15 protein-coding genes, 1 other RNA gene and 1 pseudogene are annotated in these 17578 nt (G+C 44.4%); 9 read left to right on the plus strand and 8 right to left on the minus strand.

Annotation, left to right across the window (positions count from 1 at the left end; translation table 11 throughout):
• Positions 1-27 precede the first annotated feature (27 nt).
• From H3V12_RS01600 to H3V12_RS01630, 7 genes are all read right to left on the minus strand, one after another.
• The gene (locus H3V12_RS01600) at positions 28-1134 is read right to left on the minus strand and encodes a serine/threonine protein kinase (RefSeq protein WP_198212329.1); all 1107 of its coding nucleotides are present in this window, start codon (positions 1132-1134) and stop codon (positions 28-30) included.
• 331 nt (positions 1135-1465) lie between these two features.
• Positions 1466-1726 carry a ribbon-helix-helix domain-containing protein gene (locus H3V12_RS01605; RefSeq protein ID WP_341464039.1) on the minus strand — a complete coding sequence of 87 codons (261 nt, stop codon included), beginning with the start codon at positions 1724-1726 and terminating at the stop codon, positions 1466-1468.
• Positions 1716-1907, minus strand: coding sequence for a DUF4169 family protein (locus H3V12_RS01610; protein ID WP_198212332.1), 192 nt, complete (start codon positions 1905-1907; stop codon positions 1716-1718). Before H3V12_RS01610 ends, H3V12_RS01605 begins: the two co-directional genes overlap by 11 nt.
• Positions 1908-1917: 10 nt before the next feature.
• Positions 1918-2496, minus strand: coding sequence for a ClpXP protease specificity-enhancing factor SspB (locus H3V12_RS01615; RefSeq protein ID WP_075868658.1), 579 nt, complete (start codon positions 2494-2496; stop codon positions 1918-1920).
• Between the two features lie 267 nt (positions 2497-2763).
• Positions 2764-3134: a transfer-messenger RNA gene (gene ssrA / locus H3V12_RS01620) on the minus strand.
• A gap of 734 nt (positions 3135-3868) precedes the next feature.
• A complete protein-coding gene (locus tag H3V12_RS01625) occupies positions 3869-5212 on the minus strand; it encodes a dicarboxylate/amino acid:cation symporter (RefSeq protein ID WP_281432012.1) in 1344 nt (447 codons plus the stop codon).
• 832 nt (positions 5213-6044) lie between these two features.
• Complete coding sequence (locus tag H3V12_RS01630; protein WP_198212334.1) at positions 6045-6443, minus strand: STAS/SEC14 domain-containing protein; 399 nt, start codon at positions 6441-6443, stop codon at positions 6045-6047.
• Between the two features lie 105 nt (positions 6444-6548).
• Between H3V12_RS01630 and H3V12_RS01635 the strand changes: the two genes are divergently transcribed.
• From H3V12_RS01635 to ilvC, 4 genes are all read left to right on the plus strand, one after another.
• Positions 6549-7286 carry a pyridoxine 5'-phosphate synthase gene (locus H3V12_RS01635; RefSeq protein ID WP_075914235.1) on the plus strand — a complete coding sequence of 246 codons (738 nt, stop codon included), beginning with the start codon at positions 6549-6551 and terminating at the stop codon, positions 7284-7286.
• Positions 7287-7389: 103 nt separating this feature from the next.
• Positions 7390-9315, plus strand: a complete 1926-nt coding sequence (locus H3V12_RS01640; protein ID WP_198212336.1) for a potassium transporter Kup — start codon at positions 7390-7392, stop codon at positions 9313-9315.
• A gap of 213 nt (positions 9316-9528) precedes the next feature.
• Positions 9529-10179: a TetR/AcrR family transcriptional regulator C-terminal domain-containing protein gene (locus H3V12_RS01645; protein ID WP_246787505.1), complete on the plus strand. Its 651-nt coding sequence runs from the start codon at positions 9529-9531 to the stop codon at positions 10177-10179.
• An 11-nt stretch (positions 10180-10190) separates the two neighbouring features.
• Positions 10191-11210, plus strand: a complete 1020-nt coding sequence (ilvC, locus tag H3V12_RS01650; protein ID WP_075868645.1) for a ketol-acid reductoisomerase — start codon at positions 10191-10193, stop codon at positions 11208-11210.
• Positions 11211-11699: 489 nt separating this feature from the next.
• Here the strand turns inward: ilvC and H3V12_RS11155 are convergent.
• Positions 11700-11810, minus strand: a pseudogene (locus tag H3V12_RS11155) (BA14K family protein); the annotation flags it as partial.
• Positions 11811-12214: 404 nt separating this feature from the next.
• Here H3V12_RS11155 and H3V12_RS01660 point away from each other — a divergent pair.
• The 5 genes from H3V12_RS01660 (at position 12215) to H3V12_RS01680 (ending at position 17397) form a co-directional block, all read left to right on the plus strand.
• Positions 12215-12709 carry a DUF992 domain-containing protein gene (locus tag H3V12_RS01660; protein WP_198212342.1) on the plus strand — a complete coding sequence of 165 codons (495 nt, stop codon included), beginning with the start codon at positions 12215-12217 and terminating at the stop codon, positions 12707-12709.
• 242 nt (positions 12710-12951) lie between these two features.
• A complete protein-coding gene (locus tag H3V12_RS01665; protein WP_343211697.1) occupies positions 12952-13857 on the plus strand; it encodes a PhzF family phenazine biosynthesis protein in 906 nt (301 codons plus the stop codon).
• 1208 nt (positions 13858-15065) lie between these two features.
• Positions 15066-15875 (plus strand): ABC transporter substrate-binding protein, encoded by an 810-nt coding sequence (locus tag H3V12_RS01670; protein ID WP_198212346.1) that lies wholly within the window; start codon positions 15066-15068, stop codon positions 15873-15875.
• 104 nt (positions 15876-15979) lie between these two features.
• Positions 15980-16705 carry an amino acid ABC transporter permease gene (locus H3V12_RS01675; protein WP_198212348.1) on the plus strand — a complete coding sequence of 242 codons (726 nt, stop codon included), beginning with the start codon at positions 15980-15982 and terminating at the stop codon, positions 16703-16705.
• Positions 16706-16740: 35 nt separating this feature from the next.
• A complete protein-coding gene (locus H3V12_RS01680) occupies positions 16741-17397 on the plus strand; it encodes an amino acid ABC transporter permease (protein ID WP_246787462.1) in 657 nt (218 codons plus the stop codon).
• Positions 17398-17578 lie beyond the last annotated feature (181 nt).

Below are 17578 nucleotides of genomic sequence, written 5' to 3' on the forward strand. Positions count from 1 at the left end.
AGCTTTTACACGAAAACGATTGCAAAATCACTTTTTTTTGCGTTGGGCTTCATATTGATAGACGCGCCGGTCGGTCAAATTCTTCCGGTTGTCTATGATTGGAGCAACAACGGGTTTCAAGTCCGGTTCGCGTTTGATCAAAGCGACAAGATCGTTGAGCTCGTTCATGGCAACGAGTTTGATAATATCATCACGAATTGAGCCATCTTCGCGCTTAGGCAATTGATGCACAACCTGAAGAGACTCGATTTTCTGGTCTTTCAGAAGATTGCGAACGGCTTTTTCATCAAGCTTGTCCGATTCAACAAAAACATAAAGCCCGACACCTTTTGCGGGAAGCGAGTAGGTTGCAATGGCGATATCGCCAATATCCGGATTATTTTTCAGAAGATTACGAATGACTGGCCCTTGATGTTGGACGCGGTCACCTGTTCCATCGCCATCCGACCATTTGAACATGTCTTTGGTGATAAAATTATAGACACGTTTTCCGGTTGCCAACCAAAGACGCGACGGCCAGGAGCGGTTTTTCAATATCCGCTTTTCTGTAGGTGTCATAAGTTCCGGCGCAAAACTTCTTTTTTGTTTTATGAGATGACGGAAATCCTCATAGGCAAAATAGCGATAGAGAGCACCGCGGTGTTTATGCACACTTGCCAACTGGAAATCGATAATCGAGGCTTTTCCGTCGCTTGTCATCAGCCAGTTTTGCGGCTTTGCAAGGTCGTTATGGGTAATGCCCATGCGGCGCAAATTGCGAAGTATTTTAAATGCACTCAAATAAAATTCGGGTTTGTTCGGGCGCGCCAGATGTAGTGGTGTTCCTTCACTCCACGAGCGATATAGCCCGTCTTTATCAACGGCAATAAGCTGTGGTACGCCTTCAAGACCGCGGACTTTCTTCAATGCCCGTATTTCTCTTCTTGCCAATATCCAGGCAAGCGGGCGAGACCATTTTGGCGCAGCAGTGACAATGCGGCGGATAACGCGTTTATGCGGATCATCAGCAAAATAGCCGACCCGCGTTTCCGAAAAAACATCGCGCTTTAAAACCATCAAAGCCACAAATTCGGTTAAAAATTGTGGGTCTTTCAAAGGCGGCAAAGCGCTGTCTGAATCGGCAAAATGTTCCATAGCGTTGAGTTAGACGGTTGGCTCTCTTCTATCAAGTCCGTTTGTTCAAATCGGTTAAAAATATAAACGACAAAAAGCAGGAAGTAACCATTATTGTCAAATTCGGACAAAAATAGCACATGTCTTCGGCATAACTTCAGAATTGGTGCTTTTCTAAGGCGCGGTCCAACATAAGTCCGGAAAGCGCGCATTGGCTTACAAGTTTCAAGCTTACGTCAAGAAATGAAAGAATAGGCATGCAGGCGGAAATTTCGCGTTAAGCGGCGTTAGACGATAGTATTTTAAAATGAACCCGGATTACTGATTTTAAAAAACCTGTTTGCGGGGTGCTTCAAATATTTTTTGCAAGCTTCAGGGCAAGCAGGCGCAACGCAGCTGAAAGATTGATTTCGCAAGGTCGTGTCTCGTCGATCAAAGTTACGAGGCTAGCAAAAGAAAGTTCAAGTTTGTTGGCTTCTTGCAGCAGAATATCAATATAGGCCTGCTCAAGTGATATACTTGTTGCATGACCATCAATGCGAACAGAAATTTTCTTTGCCTGCGCTTTCTGCCAGTCAATGGTTCCGATTGACGAGGGCAGATTATCCTTGATCTTTGTCGTGAGGAATTTTCCTTATATCAAGAAAGCTTTCGGTTTTTTGTTTTTGTCGTTTATCAAATGCACGCTCGATTTTTGTACGGCCGAATAAAACCCGCTTCTCTTCTGCTTCCTTTTCGTTGTTCAGACGTTTCTTTTGTTTGCGAAACTGCCGTAAATTGACAACTTCAGCCATTAAAACCGCCTCATTTCTTCCGGAAGGCATCAAGAGAGACAACATCGGCGGAAGGCTTTTTTTCTTCTGCACTCGACTTATCATCGCCATCAACGGCTTTTTCGTGTGCTTTTATTTTGCCGGAAGTTTTTTTCTTGCCCTTTTTATCGGCAAGAATGGCAAGTTCACCACCTTCTTTTTCTTCCGTTATTGTTTTCACATCGGGGCTATCATTGTCACTTTTCGGCATATCGGATGCAAGATCGAACGCAGCTTCGAATGCCGCCGTCGGATCATAAAAAACCTGAACGGCAGAAAATGGAATGACAAGACGTTCGGGAACGTCACCAAACGAGAGGCTTACTTCAAAACCGGTATCTGAAACATTCAAATCCCAGAACTGATGCTGCAAAACAATTGTCATCTGTTCCGGATATCGCTCTTTCAAGCGTGATGAAATTTTTACCCCCGGTGCATTTGTAAAAAAAGTAATGAAAAAATGATGGTCACCCGGAAGGCCGGCTTTTGCTACCTCGGACAAAACTTTACGGATAACACTACGTAAAGCGTCCTGAACGAGAATGTCATAACGGATCTGATCATGAACCATCGAAAACCTGTTCCTTCTGCGATGTGTTTTAACCAAACTTGGCACACATCCTTAATGCAATGTAGCCAATTGTAATGCAATGAGGCAACCAAAATCTCCTCAAAAATTTTCTTGACCTTCGATTGATCACAACCTTCGGTCTCAAACTTGATGAAATGACCACTATGGCTTTCGGAACAAAGACAAATTGAAGCCAAAGTTTCAAACTTGAACTTTCAAAATTGAATGAGTCGATAGTTTTTAAACAGAATGCTGCTGAACAAAAGAAGTGAAGGCTTCTGTTGCCAGGTGCCTCCGAACCCCGCTTGGACCGGCGAAGGTCCAAGACTTAATTTGAAGCGTTCGCGCCGCAATTAAGCAGCGAGACGAGCTTCCGCATAGTTGTCATTTGCAACTACTTAAGTAGCCCGATAACGGTGGTACAATGCCGGGTAAAAGAGCAATCTTTACGCCCTTGTCGATCCTATTTCGCCCCCTTCATAACAAAAACAACCAGAATAATGAAAGCTGTTTTGGTTGTGGTGGAGGCGCCGGGTACCGCCCCCGGGTCCAATGGGTTTATTACACTGTCCATTTATTACCATAGCTGGCAAGCCAGCACCGCCAATATAGGTAAAATGGCTCTCATAGAAAAGGGGGGGTGTCCAACTTTTTCGCAGCCCGTTTCAAATAACGATACAGGCGTTCGGTTAGCTGGTCGGGCTTTTGAATTTTCATTATTCCGGATGAAAAATAATGAAGGATCATTGTTTGCCGGGAGATAAAAAATGTTAAAAGGTCGCTCCTCATTCATGGCAGGAAAACCGGCTTCATGCTCAACCACTTGGGGCAAATAAATATATGATGCAAATGAGGATGAAGTAGCAGTCAAGCGGTATGACAAGAGATTGCCGTTTAACTTGCAAATACGCGATGCCGCGGAAATGGCTATAACCGATGGTGCCGCAATGTGTAGAAAAGAGCCCTCGAACAATTTGCGCAAGAGACAAAAACAACCAAGCAGTCAAGAAATTTTAATGAATTGTCGTTTCATTGAAAAACAGTCGTATGAAAATCGGATGATATGATACTTTTTTGTTGCCGATAAACCCGTTTGCCCGGGCAAAGGCAAAGGCCGGTTTCACGTCCAATCTCGCTGAGGGTCTAATTCCTCCTTTGCGCGAGGAACAAGAAGATTGTGAGATTTGGTGGAAAGGCGAAGGTGGCAGCCTGTTTATAAAAACTTGGACGGGTCGAATCCGTGGTCTGGAACAACATCGTTCAGTCCGATTTTGTGGCGATTTGATTCTAAAAAATTTAGCTATCGGGATTCATAAGGTCACAAAAAAGCCCCTCGAAAGAGGGGCTTTTCCTAATTCAGCAGGATGTGCTTTTACCGGGCTTCTTCACTTTTTGCTTCTTCAACGTGGTGATGCCCGTGTTGGTGTTCATGACCACCCAGTACTTTATGAAGTTGAACCGTATCAAGCTCGTTTTCCCAACGGGCAACGACGATACAGGCTACCGCATTGCCGACGAGATTGGTCAATGCTCGGCATTCCGACATGAAGCGGTCAATACCCAATATGATTGCCATGCCCGCAACAGGAATAGCGGGAACCGCACCAAGTGTAGCGGCAAGTGTGATGAAGCCTGCTCCGGTGACACCGGCTGCTCCCTTTGATGAAATCATTGCAACGATCAGAATAAGCAACTGGTGTTCAAGCGTAAGGTTGATGTCCAAAGCTTGCGCGATAAACAATGTTGCCAATGTCATGTAAATATTGGTTCCATCAAGGTTGAAGGAATAGCCTGTCGGAATAACAAGCCCGACAACCGATTTCTTGGCGCCCGCCTTTTCCATTTTTTCCATTAATGTCGGCAAAGCAGCTTCTGAAGATGATGTGCCGAGAACCAACAGCAGCTCGTCTTTGATGTAGCGGACAACTCTGAAAATCGACACGCCGTTATATCGGCAGACAGCACCAAGAACGACAACGACAAACAGAATAGATGTCAGGTAGAATGTTGCAACCAGATAGAACAGGTTGATGACGGAGCCGATACCATATTTACCGATTGTGAAGGCCATTGCACCAAAAGCACCAATCGGGGCGGCTTTCATGAGAATGGCAACCAATTTGAAAATCGGAGTAGAAAGAGCATGGATGAAATCCAGAATGGGGCGGCCACGTTCGCCAACGGATCCCAGAGCGACACCGAACAATATGGAAAAGAACAGTACCTGAAGGATATCGCCCTCGGCGAAAGCAGAAATTACTGTGGAAGGAATGATGTTCATCAGGAATTTGACGATTGATGCGTCATGGGCTTTTTCGGCGTAAACTTTGACCGAAGCAGCATCAAGTGAAGCGGGGTCAATATGCATTCCCGCCCCCGGTTGCAGCAAATTTCCGATAATGAGGCCGATAATAAGCGCCAGCGTTGAAAATGTAATGAAATAAAGCATGCATTTGCCTGCAACCCGACCGACTTTTTTCAAGTCGCTCATACCGGCAATACCGCTTACAATGGTCAAAAAGATAACCGGTGCGATAATCATTTTAACCAGTTTGATGAAGGCATCACCAAGCGGCTTCAACGATGCACCGACATCAGGATAAAAATATCCGAGCAAAATACCACAGATAATCGCGAATATCACCTGCACATAAAGTACTTTGTATAACGCACGACGAGGATGTGGTTTTGTCATTTGTTCAATTTTGTAAGCCATGAAGCCTCCCTCTGATCGACCGCACCACTTTTTTAAAATGGTTCCAGCAGCTCCTCGGCTACCTCCCGACCGACCTTTTCCATAAAGTCCTGCAATTCATATGCCAAGTGGCCATTGCTTCGCAAGTTTATTTCATCAAATAACAGCATTTTCAGTCAATAAAATAAATAAAAATCGGGGGAAAAACCATGAATTCACCATAGGTTGGGCTGATATCCTCAATTTTTGATTCAAATGTTTTTTACCAATTGGGAGAATTCCGTTTTATTTCAAAATAGAATGGCGAACAGTCAACTTTCTTGTCTTAATCCGAACTTTTGTTCAGAATAAAAGCAAACTGCTGTTTGATAATAAACTGGGGCTAATCGCATAACGCCACTGTGGCTCGGAAGTTTAGCGCTTCTTTTGCCATTTCCGTTAGGGTGATGAAGAGAAGCTAAAGACGCGAAAAAGCTGAAGACAAGAGGAGGGGAGGACGGTGCCGGATTTTTGGCCTGATATTCAAGGTTGGGTGTTTCAACATACAAAAACGAGATTGTGCAATAAAAACAACTGTCGACATCATTTTATTCATAAATGGTGGCAAGTGATGATTTGATTGCTTTGTTTAAAATTCTGCCAGCTTTGTTTATAAAATTGCTATCAAACCCGGGAAGTTTTTCCAAATACTCCGGAAATTAGGACTATTCCAATAAGGCCACTCATTGCGGCTTTGATAAAATGAAGAAGTGCATATCGGAAAGTAGAAGACGGATATAGCTGAAAATCCAAAAAGAATTTTTTTCCCGAAAACGCGAAGTTTCAACGTCTTCGATAATTTTAACAGTGATTTTTATTCGGCAGGTCGCGCTCCGATATATTTCCAGCCTTCGTCAATATCGTTCAAAGAAAACCATTTGGTTTCGACACGCCCGAAAGGCCTGAAAAATTCGACAGCAAGATTAAGCCAATCAGGCCCTCCGACGATGGCATAACGTTTCAATTTTTTAAAAGCTTCGGCCCTGATTTTTGCTGTATCCTCATTAAACAGACTTTCCCAATCGATACCGTCATATTCTTTGAAGATAACGATCATACTGATATGATCTTGCCCTTCCGCTTCTGCTTCGAAAAGGCCATAGAGATTTTCAACATCCGAAGACGCAAGCACGCCATTGATCGAAAATGCAATAGCACCGGCGCGATCTGTTTTGATTTTGGAGACAACGGATAGTGTATCTTCAGGCAACATGCTTTTCCCCTTCCTTGAAGCGCAATTAAGTTATATGTAGAAAATTAATGTAGCGTTTCAAATGGTCTTAAGAACGATTTGAAGCGGAATTTATAGGTGTGGTCGATGACAATAAAGCTATCGGTTAATCTTAACGCAATCGCGGTTTTACGCAATCGTCGGAATTTGCCCTGGCCAAATGTCGTAGGCATGGGGCGCATTGCACTTGATGCGGGGGCAGACGGTATTACAGTGCACCCGCGGCCCGATCAGCGCCATATAAGATTTAGCGATCTTCCCGACATCCGCCGCCTTATTGACGACGAATTTCCAAACCGGGAATTCAATATTGAAGGTTACCCCGACCCAACATTTCTTGATATGGCAGAAACTTATGCCAACCAGATAACATTGGTTCCTGATTCTCCCAAGCAATCAACGTCGGACCATGGGTGGAATTTTAGTCAACAGAGCACTTTTTTAGCTCCGATTATCAAACGGCTGAAGGATCGTTCCATCCGCGTTATTCTGTTTGTAAGTCCGGTTCTTGACGGGCTTGAAGAAGCAAAAAAGCTCGGTGCTGATGGTGTTGAAATTTATACCGGCCCCTATGGCGACGCTTATGACAGCGACAAAAAGCAGTTGCAAGCGCTTGAAGCGGTTACAATCGTTGCCGAAAAGGCAAAACAATTGGGGCTCCTTGTCAATGCCGGACATGATCTGACAGTGCCCAATCTTCCCCCCATTGTAAAATGTGTGCCGTGGCTTTATGAAGTCTCGATCGGTCACGGGCTTATAGCAGATGCTTTGGAACACGGTATGAGAAATACCGTTATAAGGTTCAAACGGGCGTTAACTGTTTAACCGTCCGTTGCGGCACTGATTTAAGACTATATAAGGCAGGTAATTTTTCCTCCGTTTTTCTAATTCTTCAACAATGAATACTTTCGTCTGAAAGGATTGCGCCATGGCGGACCCTCAAGATATCGACCTTGCGACCGACGATTCTACGCCAGCTGATGAAAGCAATGACCATTCCAAAGAAAGCTTTTTGCTTCTGTTGATCGGCGCCATAGGTGTTGTCTATGGTGACATCGGTACAAGTCCGATTTACGCGTTTCGCGAGGCCTTGCGCGCCGGTGCAGGCAACCATGATATTCTGAAATTCGATGTCTATGGCGTTATATCTCTTATCTTCTGGGCGTTACTGCTTATCGTTACAATCAAATATGTTGTTTTCGTCTTGCGTGCCGACAATAACGGCGAGGGCGGGATTTTATCTTTGATGGCGCTTGCACGCTCGACTTTCCGAAAGAAAGGTGGCTGGGCTCTGGGGATAGGCATACTCGGCGCATCGCTGTTTTTTGGCGATGCCGTCATTACTCCGGCTGTCTCGGTGCTTTCGGCTGTTGAAGGTATGGAAGTTGTGGCGCCCGACCTCGAGCCTTTTGTTGTGCCGCTGACACTCATCATTCTGGTGGCACTTTTTGCTGTCCAAAAGTTTGGAACAGGAAAAGTTGCAATTGTTTTTGGTCCGATAACATTAGTCTGGTTTCTGGCTCTTGGCGGGTTCGGTCTCTTCCATATCTTTGATGATCTGACGATTTTAAAATCATTGTTTCCAGGCTATGCTATTTCCTACGTTGTCAGCAATCCGGCAACTTCATTTGCAGCCGTCGGCGCAGTGTTTCTGGCGGTGACCGGTGCTGAAGCGCTTTATGCAGACCTTGGTCATTTCGGCCGTCGTCCGATTGTTGCAGCATGGCTGTGGATTGTGTTTCCTTGTCTTGTGCTCAATTATTTGGGGCAGGGTGCATTTATCCTTTCCCACGGGCGCAATACGATCAATCCGTTCTATCAGATGCTGCCCGAATGGGCACTTATACCAATGATTATTCTGGCAACGATGGCGACAGTGATCGCGGCTCAGGCGGTGATAACCGGTGCTTTTTCCATTTCACGTCAGGCTGTGCAACTCAATATTTTGCCGCGGCTCGAGATATTGCACACGTCGGAAAAAAATCTCGGCCAAATCTATATGCCGCGGATCAATCTTATTTTAGCGGTTATCGTTATTCTTCTAGTGATAGGTTTTGAAAAATCATCCAACCTTGCAGCTGCATATGGTATTTCAGTTACCGGCAATATGATCGTCACAACATCGCTGCTTTTTATCGTCATGAGGCGCATCTGGAAATGGCGGCTCGCTTTATGCCTTCTGCCTACGCTTGCGTTCCTGTGTCTTGATCTTCTTTTCTTCAGCGCCAATCTGATAAAAATCCACGATGGCGGATGGGTGTCCGTCGGGCTTGCCTGCAGCGTGGTGCTGATTATGTGGACCTGGGTTCGTGGTAGCCGGCATTTGTTCAAAAAAACCCGCAAAGCCGAAGTGCCGCTTGATCTTATCGTCACCAAAATGGCCGAAAAACCGCCAATCATCGTGCCGGGGACGGCTGTGTTTTTAACGAGTGATCCGAAAAGCGCGCCCAGTGCGTTGATGCATAGCCTTAAACATTATAAAGTTTTGCATGAAAACAACGTTATATTGACGGTGAATACAGCCTCGACACCACGTGTATCTTCGGTTGATCGTGCACGGGTTTCCCAGTTTAATGAACGTTTTATGCAAGTCACTTTGACATTCGGCTATATGGAACAGCCGAATATTCCGAAGGCGTTGGCAATTTGTCGCAAATTGGGGTGGAAATTCGACATTATGACCACATCATTTTTTGTGTCCCGTCGTTCTATCAAACCGGCAGCGAAATCCGATATGCCGATGTGGCAGGATAAATTCTATATTTTCCTTGCCAGAACCGCCGCCGACGCAACCGAATATTTCCAGATTCCAACTGGCCGTGTTGTGGAAATTGGCACCCAGATTACAGTTTGAGCGAGGTTACTGTTTAAAAAAGCAATCTTGCTGTCCAAACCGCCGGCTTTGTTGATGAACTAAAAAGGTGACAAAGCCGGTAAAGCCGTTCCACAAATTTCGATTTCTAATAAAAAGAAATTTTTACTGAAAATATTACTTGCTATTGGCAATTTCTCGTAGCATGGTAACGAACCGTACGGTACGGTACGCAAAAAGATGAAAACAGCAGACATGCAACAGTCGACAAATGCTCTGGTCAATAATTTGACAGATCGTCAGAAGGACGTTCTTGACGCAGCACTGCAAGTGCTCGTCAAAGACCATCTGGCGTTGACAATGTCGAAAGTTGCGAAAGCAGCAAGCTGCTCGAAGGAAACACTTTATAAGTGGTTCGGCGATCGCAATTCATTTCTTGAAGCCATGGTCGAATGGCAGGCTTCAAAAGTTCGTGCGGTACCGATCAGTCGCGAAGCAGTTGATGAACAAACGCTTTTCAACAGCCTGGAACATTTTGCACGCGACTGGTTGATGGTTCTGACCTCGCCGACATCGATCGCGCTTAACCGGCTTGCCGTCAGTCGGGCGGGGACGGGCAAATCCAATCTCGGAAATGTCGTTCTTTATCGCGGACCGTTTGCAATGGCGCGTCGCTTGAAACCGATTTTGGAAATCGGTCGCGATTGCGGACTTTTACAAATGGACAATCTTGACAACGCATTCCGGACATTTTTCGGCCTCGTTGTTCGTGATGTCCAAATAAGAAAATTGCTGGGCGACGAGTTTCACATGGACGATGAAGAAATCATCCGTGAAGTGCGCACAGCGACCAGACAATTTTTTGCTCTTTACGGGCGAAAAAAAACAGATGAAACACAAAATTAAGGGAGTTTTCCATGCGTGTTTATTACGATCGTGATGCAGATGTTAACTTGATAAAATCCAAAAAAGTCGGTGTAATCGGCTATGGTTCCCAAGGCCGTGCCCATGCTTTGAACCTGAAAGATTCCGGTGTGAAAGAGATTAAAGTAGCTCTTCGTCCGGGTTCAGCGACAGCGAAAAAAGCTCAGGCTGACGGGTTCGAGGTTGTGACTGTTGCCGAAGCTGCAAAATGGGCTGATCTCATTATGATGGTTACCCCTGATGAATTGCAGGCCGATATTTTTAAAGAACAGATTGCTAACAATTTGCGCGATGGCGCGGCAATTGCATTTGCTCATGGTCTGAACATCCACTTCGGTCTGATCGAACCGAAAAAGACTGTGGATGTCATTATGATTGCTCCTAAAGGTCCAGGTCATACAGTGCGCAGCGAATACCAGCGTGGTGGTGGCGTTCCTTGCCTCATTGCCGTTGGTCACGATGCAACAGGCAACGCGCATGATCTTGCTCTCTCTTATGCTTGTGGAATTGGCGCAGGCCGTTCAGGCGTTATCGAAACAACATTCAAGGAAGAGACCGAAACCGATCTCTTCGGCGAGCAAGTTGTTCTTTGCGGTGGTCTTGTCAATCTTATCCGTTCAGGCTTCGAAACTCTGGTTGAAGCCGGTTATGCTCCGGAAATGGCCTATTTCGAATGCTGCCACGAAATGAAGCTCATTGTTGATCTTATCTATGAAGGCGGCATCGCCAACATGAACTACTCGATTTCCAACACCGCCGAATGGGGTGAATATGTTAGTGGTCCGCGCATTATTACGGATGAAGTCAAGGCGAATATGAAGCGTGTTCTGAAAGACATTCAGGACGGTACCTTCTGCTCCAACTGGATGCAGGAATATAAGTCCGGCGCTGTTCGCTTCAAAGCTATCCGCCGGATTAATGACGGCCATCAGCTTGAACAAATCGGTGCAAAATTGCGCGGGATGATGCCGTGGATTAAAGCCAATGCATTGGTCGATAAAACACGCAACTAAGCAAAGCGGTTTGTTTTTATAAAATCTTAACGAAAGAGCCGGTTATACCGGCTCTTTTTTCTTATAAAATTTTACGAAAACTCGATTTGCAGGTTCAATTGTTTGTGGCAATTACGTCAGGTCTTTCCGGCGTGATCATGACAACCTTTAGGGAAGAGATAGGGACCGTTTTCTTTGGTCGAGTGATTGTTCGAGAGAATTTGCGTAGATTTTTTCTCGGTTAACGCGTTATTTTACGAAAGTCATCCTTTGACACTTGAGACGATGGAATTTATTCACCTTCATCATTTGTTAGACAAGACAATTGGCTGTCGGAACAGGCTTCAATGAAGGAACAGGTAACAATAATTTTCAATATTTTGAAAATTTATCAGGCATAAAAAGTCTGGTATTTGTTGAAATAGAAAATTTCTATTTCAAATAGGGAAGAAAGCCGCAAACCGCAGCCCATGGCAATTTCCCCGCCTCATAGAGTCATAACGACAATATTTATTTCGGAAATGGTGACTTACAGGTCTGACGCACACCACCACGGTCGATATAAGTATCGTCAGACGAACGATAACTTCTATAACGATCGCTACACCATTGTTGGTGGTTGATATCCGGACCGGTATCCAATTTATATGTCGGGCCACCGGGATTTGTCTGTTCTGGTTTATAATTGCGGTTCGGCTTTGGTACCCCGTAATGGGCGTGAGGAAGCGGTGCATTTTGCGGACGGGCTATGGGTGCCAGTGGACTGTTAAGTTCAACCGCATTGCTATTCACCGTGCAGGCGAATGACACAAAAAGTGTTGTAATAAAAATACTTGCTAACCGGCAAGACATGGATTTCCTCATTCAAATTCAAAAAACTTCGGCCAAAGCCGATACAGCCATCACGTTTCGTTTCGACAGTAATAAGAATTCAATTCTACTTTGTAAAACTTATTAGAAGACGACTTGTATTTTCAATAATATACGCCAAATTGGGATGAGTTAGTAGAGAAGGAACCACAGTCATGTCACATTTTTTAAGAAATTTTGTTATTGCCGGTCTTGCTGCAGGAAGCGCTTTTTTGAGTGTCAATGGCGCATTAGCCGACGATAAAGTCACCATCGGTATGCTCGTTTGTACCGGACAAGGGGCAGAGGGGCACATTTTCAAAGCCACCGAAAAGCTGACCTGCGTTCTTCAGCCTAACGACAAAGGTGCACAAACCGATAAATATGTTGGCAAGATTGAACAACTTGGTATAGACATTGGCAAAGCCGGTGCCGGGCAAATGTCCTGGATGGTTTTGGCCGCCAGCAAAAATGCTTATAAAACCGGAATTCTCGTTGGCAAATACGAGGGGCTTGGTGTGGACGCTGCAGCCGGTGTCGGTGGTGGTGCCAATCTCCTTGTAGGCGATAATAAAGCATTTTCTTTGCAACCGGTGAGTGTCGAGGCTCATGAAGGCGCCAACATTGCTATCGGTGTCTCCAAATTGACATTGGCTGCCGACAACAAATAATCGGGTGACAAGTCGCTCGCCTTTTTATGCAGGGCCATTTTCAGCTTGTCTTTGACTTGAGATATTTTAACGCTAATAAGGATGTAGTCTTCAAGGCTGCATCCTTTCTTTTCGGGCATATTCAAACTTTACAGTCCTGCCTGTTTTATCATAAGCATAAAGAAGCGAAGGTTCGTCTATTCGGGTCTCCAGTCAAAGAGGGGCCAGTCAAAGAGGGGCCAGTCAACGAGGGATTTGTCACTGTGGCACATAAAGGTCGTTTTTTCGAAGTGTTCGACGTATTCAGTGACACGATTCTTTCAGGAAATCCTGTGGCAATTGTGCATGATTGCAATGGTTTGACAGACCAGAAGATGCAGGCAATCGCACGCGAATTCAATTTGTCCGAAACAGTTTTTGTGAAATCACCAAAAGACAAAAAACATATGGCGCGTTTGCGCATTTTTAAACCGGACGGAGAAATGGCATTTGCTGGCCATCCGACAATAGGTGCTGCTGTGTCTCTGGCACTTAAAAACGATTGCCGGAACGATTCGCTCATTATTCTGGAAGAGGAAGTCGGTATTATTCGCGCTGTTGTAGACCAGACCGGAAAGGTGGCTTTCGCCGAATTTGATCTTCCGAAACTGCCTGAACAACTTCCGCTTGATACGCCGAAAGAAATTTTTGCCGCGACATTTGGACTTGAAAGCAAGGATATCGGTTTTGAAAATCATGTGCCAGCTTTATGGACCGCCGGCGTGCCATTTTTCTTTGTACCTGTTCGTGATTTGAAAACAATTGCCAGTGCCTTGCCTGATCCGGTTTATATTGCCGAGAATTTCGACAAGTTGAATGTAAAAACCCCGTCATTTTACTTGTATAGTCGGGAAACGCAGCTGTTTCAGAGTGCATTCCATGTGCGTATGTTCCGGCCGGACGGGTTTGAAGATGCAGCCACAGGTTCGGCTGCGTCTGCATTTTGCGGTGTGGTCCAGCATTTTGACCATCCTCTGGACGGAAAGAAAAATATCTGGCTAGAACAGGGCATGGAAATGATGCGTCCTTCGAAACTTCGGCTCGAATGGTATGTAGAAAATGGCAAGCTGGTTTCTGCGCGCATTGGCGGAACAGCTGTCAAATATTCAGAAGGGCGTATTTTTTGTTGAACATTTCCCAGCTTTCCTGCTGTGATGATAGTGATTGGGAAAGCTTTCTTTTGCTTGAGATTGCTTTCAGCTTTTATGATTTTCGAAAAGCTGTTTTCAATAGCCATTGTTTTCAGTTACCAAAAATCATTTGCAATGTATGGTTTTAATATCCCGCTTTGGTTAAGATGGTAGAATGATCATAAAAAAATATCATGTCACACCACACTGTTGGTGAACTATCTTGTAAATTTATCTCGAAAATCATGAAATGATGAAACAATGTTTTCTGACCTTTGCAAAGTTCGAGACGTGTTCTGCCAACATTTGTAGAAAAGCATGCTTGAGAACTTAATAAGTACCTTGAAAAACTGATCATGAACAAGGGATGGAAAAGACCGTCATTCCAACTCGAGCTTGAAGGGAAGGTAAAAAACACAAGTTGCTTTCAGCCAGCATGGGTGGCAATGCGGTCAACCAAGCCGAGCGGCGTATTTTTCTCTAAAAGTAAACCTCGTTGAATTGCAGCTGATCAGCGGTATGTGAAATTTCCCCCCCCCCTGCTGCAAAGATTTAAGTCAAGAGATTTAATCCAAGAGGTCGCTCCACTCAGCGGGCAATCACTATGGAAGTCGCCTTCTGCATCGAAACCAGAGAGGACCAATGGCCTCATATAAAGCACCCGACAGATCCAATGCCACCAATGTCGGCCAAGATTTGTGGCGCCTGTCAATAGGCGTCCCATAGATGCGGAAGAATAATAAAATTGCCATCGCGATAGCTAGCAAGGGCGCTTGAACAAACAGTTTTTTTAGAGTACTCACATATGAAATAGTTTATCTCCTGAAATAGTTTATCTCCACGTCTATAAGAATATTGCCGAGTGAATAAGAACTTCGCCGAGGCCAGTGCGCGCATTGATCATCCCCCTACATTCATTGCGTAACGGGATGATAGTTGATTAACTGCACAGCAAAGCGCTGACACCAATGACGATGGGAGATTAAACAAAATGCGTCAAATTGTTTCGGCAAACAGAGTCACTTCAAACAGCATAATTTTGCAAAAATAACAGTAGCAATCCGGTTAGGCTTGCGTAACCTTAAAACGTTCATTTTCTAAAAATTTTTTTCTAATTGTAACAGCGAGTTTAGCAATATATTTCTTATCTTGCGGCTAAAAATGGAGAAAATGAAAACCTCATTCCAACTATGATGAAGAGGATCATCATGAAGCGTTATTTTTCCACATTATTGGCTGCAGTTCTTGTGCTTTTTACTAGCGCCGCATATGCTGATCGTCTTGACGACATAAAAAAAGCTGGCGTTCTAAAAGTTGCATCTTTTGATAGCAATCCACCGTTTGGTTTTGTTGATGAAAAAACAAAAAAGATAACCGGCCTCGATGTTGATTTTGCTCAAGCTGTTGCTGACAAAATTGGCGTCAAATTGGAAGTTCATCCAACCAATCCGGCAAACCGCATACCTCTTTTGACTTCAGGTCAGGTGGATTTGGTTGTGGCGAATTTTACGGTCACTCCAGAGCGCGCCGAGCAGGTTGATTTTTCCATTCCCTATTTTGCTTCAGGTCAACAATTTATTGCCAAAAAAGGTTTTTTAAAATCAGCTGACCAACTGGCAAATTTGCGCATAGGAGCAGATAAAGGTACAACCAATGAAATCAATCTGAAAAATTTGTATCCGACAGCAACAATTATTACTTACGATGACACGCCATTTGCTTTTGCTGCGTTGCGAAACGGAAATGTGCAAGCCATCACACAAGATGGTCCGAAGCTTGTTGGTTTATTGGCAAATGTCCCGGACAAAGATCAATATGAGGTGCCGGCGTTCACCATTTCTAATGATTACATGGCAGCAGCAGCACCCAAGGGTGAAACTGCGCTTGTGACCGTAGTCAATGAAACTCTGCTGGATTTGGAAAAGACAGGAAAAGCGGAAACAATTTATAATAAATGGTTCGGCCCCGATAGCAAAACTCCGCTCCCCAGATTGTTCAAGATTGGCGATAAACAATAATTCGCTTCATCAGACATAAAACTTGTGCGAGAGAGCCGGCACAATCGGCTCTTTTGTCTGTTCCAAGAACAAAAATTTATATGCAAGACTTTTGAGTAGAGCACATGCTGTCACACGAGTATTTAGGCTGGATATGGAAAGGTTATCAGGTAACCATCGCCCTTACTATTCTTTCATGTATCGCCGCCTCATTACTTGGTGCCGTCTTATGCAGCATGCGCATAAGCCCGTTTTGGCCTTTCAATATTTTGTCCAAAGCTTACATAGTGATTTTCCGAAATACGCCATTGCTGGTTCAACTTTTCTTTTGGTATTTCGGGGTCAGCCGTTTTGTACCGGACAGCATCAGATTTTGGTTACTGGATGCACATCAATGGGTTTTCGGCCCACTTACTTTAGATTGGCCGTCATATGAGTTTATATACGGATTTATTGGTTTGGCACTCTATACAGCTGCCTATATCGCAGAAGAATTGCGGGCTGGTATAAAAACTGTACCGATAAATCAGGAATCTGCTGCCTACGCCCTTGGTTTCACGCGAAGTCAGGCATTCCGTTTTATAATTTTACCGCAAGCAGTACGCAACGCGCTTTCACCACTGCTCGGCCAATATATGATGGCTTTAAAAAACTCTTCTCTAACAGCCTCGATAGGCGTTGCCGAACTTTTCTATGTTGCAAGCCAAATTGAAACGCGTTCACTTTTGGCTTTTCCTGTCTATCTTATTTTGACAGTGTTATATTTAATAACCATTGCTCTTATCGAGATAATCGGACGCATTATTGAAACACGTCGGCTTAAAAGCACCGGTCGGAGGGTTCAGGCATGAACTTCTCGTTCATTTTCGATAATTTGGAATATTTGATGATTGGTGCTTGGCCAAATGGGCCAGTAGGCGGCTTGGCTTTAACATTGCTATTGTGCGTTTTTTCAGCTGTCTTATCAGCTTTGTTCGGTCTTTTATTTGGTATCCTGCTTGTTATGTCGGGTCATAAATGGCAGTTGGTTCTGGTTGCTATTCTTGGGTTTTTCCGGGCCATCCCAATTTTGATGTTAATTTTCTGGATCTATTTTTTGCTTCCCATGACGCTTGGCATATCTGCGCCAAAAGTACAAACTATTGTTTTGGCCTTATCCCTGGTTGGCGGGGCTTATCTTGGTCATTCTGTTGCAGCAGGTCTGCGCAGCATTGGCGACGATCAATGGGCAGCCGGACTAGCACTAGGATTTAATAGGTGGAAAGTTCTATGGTTTTTGATTTTGCCACAAGCACTGCCACGTATGGCACCATCATTTATCAACCAATGTATCTCGCTTACGAAAGATACGTCGTTGGCTTATATCATTGGTACACAAGAATTCCTGACCTTGGCGCGGCAAATTGATGGTCGCTTGACAGGCGCTTATTCAACAGAAATCTATCTATTCGTAGGGATTGTTTACTTTGTGCTCTGTATGACATTGAGTTTTTTTGCAGAACGCATCAACAAACACTATTCAAAAGAAAGACAGTTTGTCTGAAATGCATTGCAGATTAAGTTTGTGTTTTGGTTCTGCTGCGTTAATTTTAGAAAAACAAGTCAAATCCGTTTAACTATTTTTAAACATTTTCTGACATTTTGTAATGTTGTCCCCAGTGTGTCCCCAACCAATCTTTTTAGAAGAATAAAGAATATTCTGTCGGAATACTGTGTTCAGTAAT

It is taken from the genome of Bartonella sp. W8167 (assembly GCF_016100335.1).
Lineage (GTDB): Bacteria > Pseudomonadota > Alphaproteobacteria > Rhizobiales > Rhizobiaceae > Bartonella > Bartonella apis.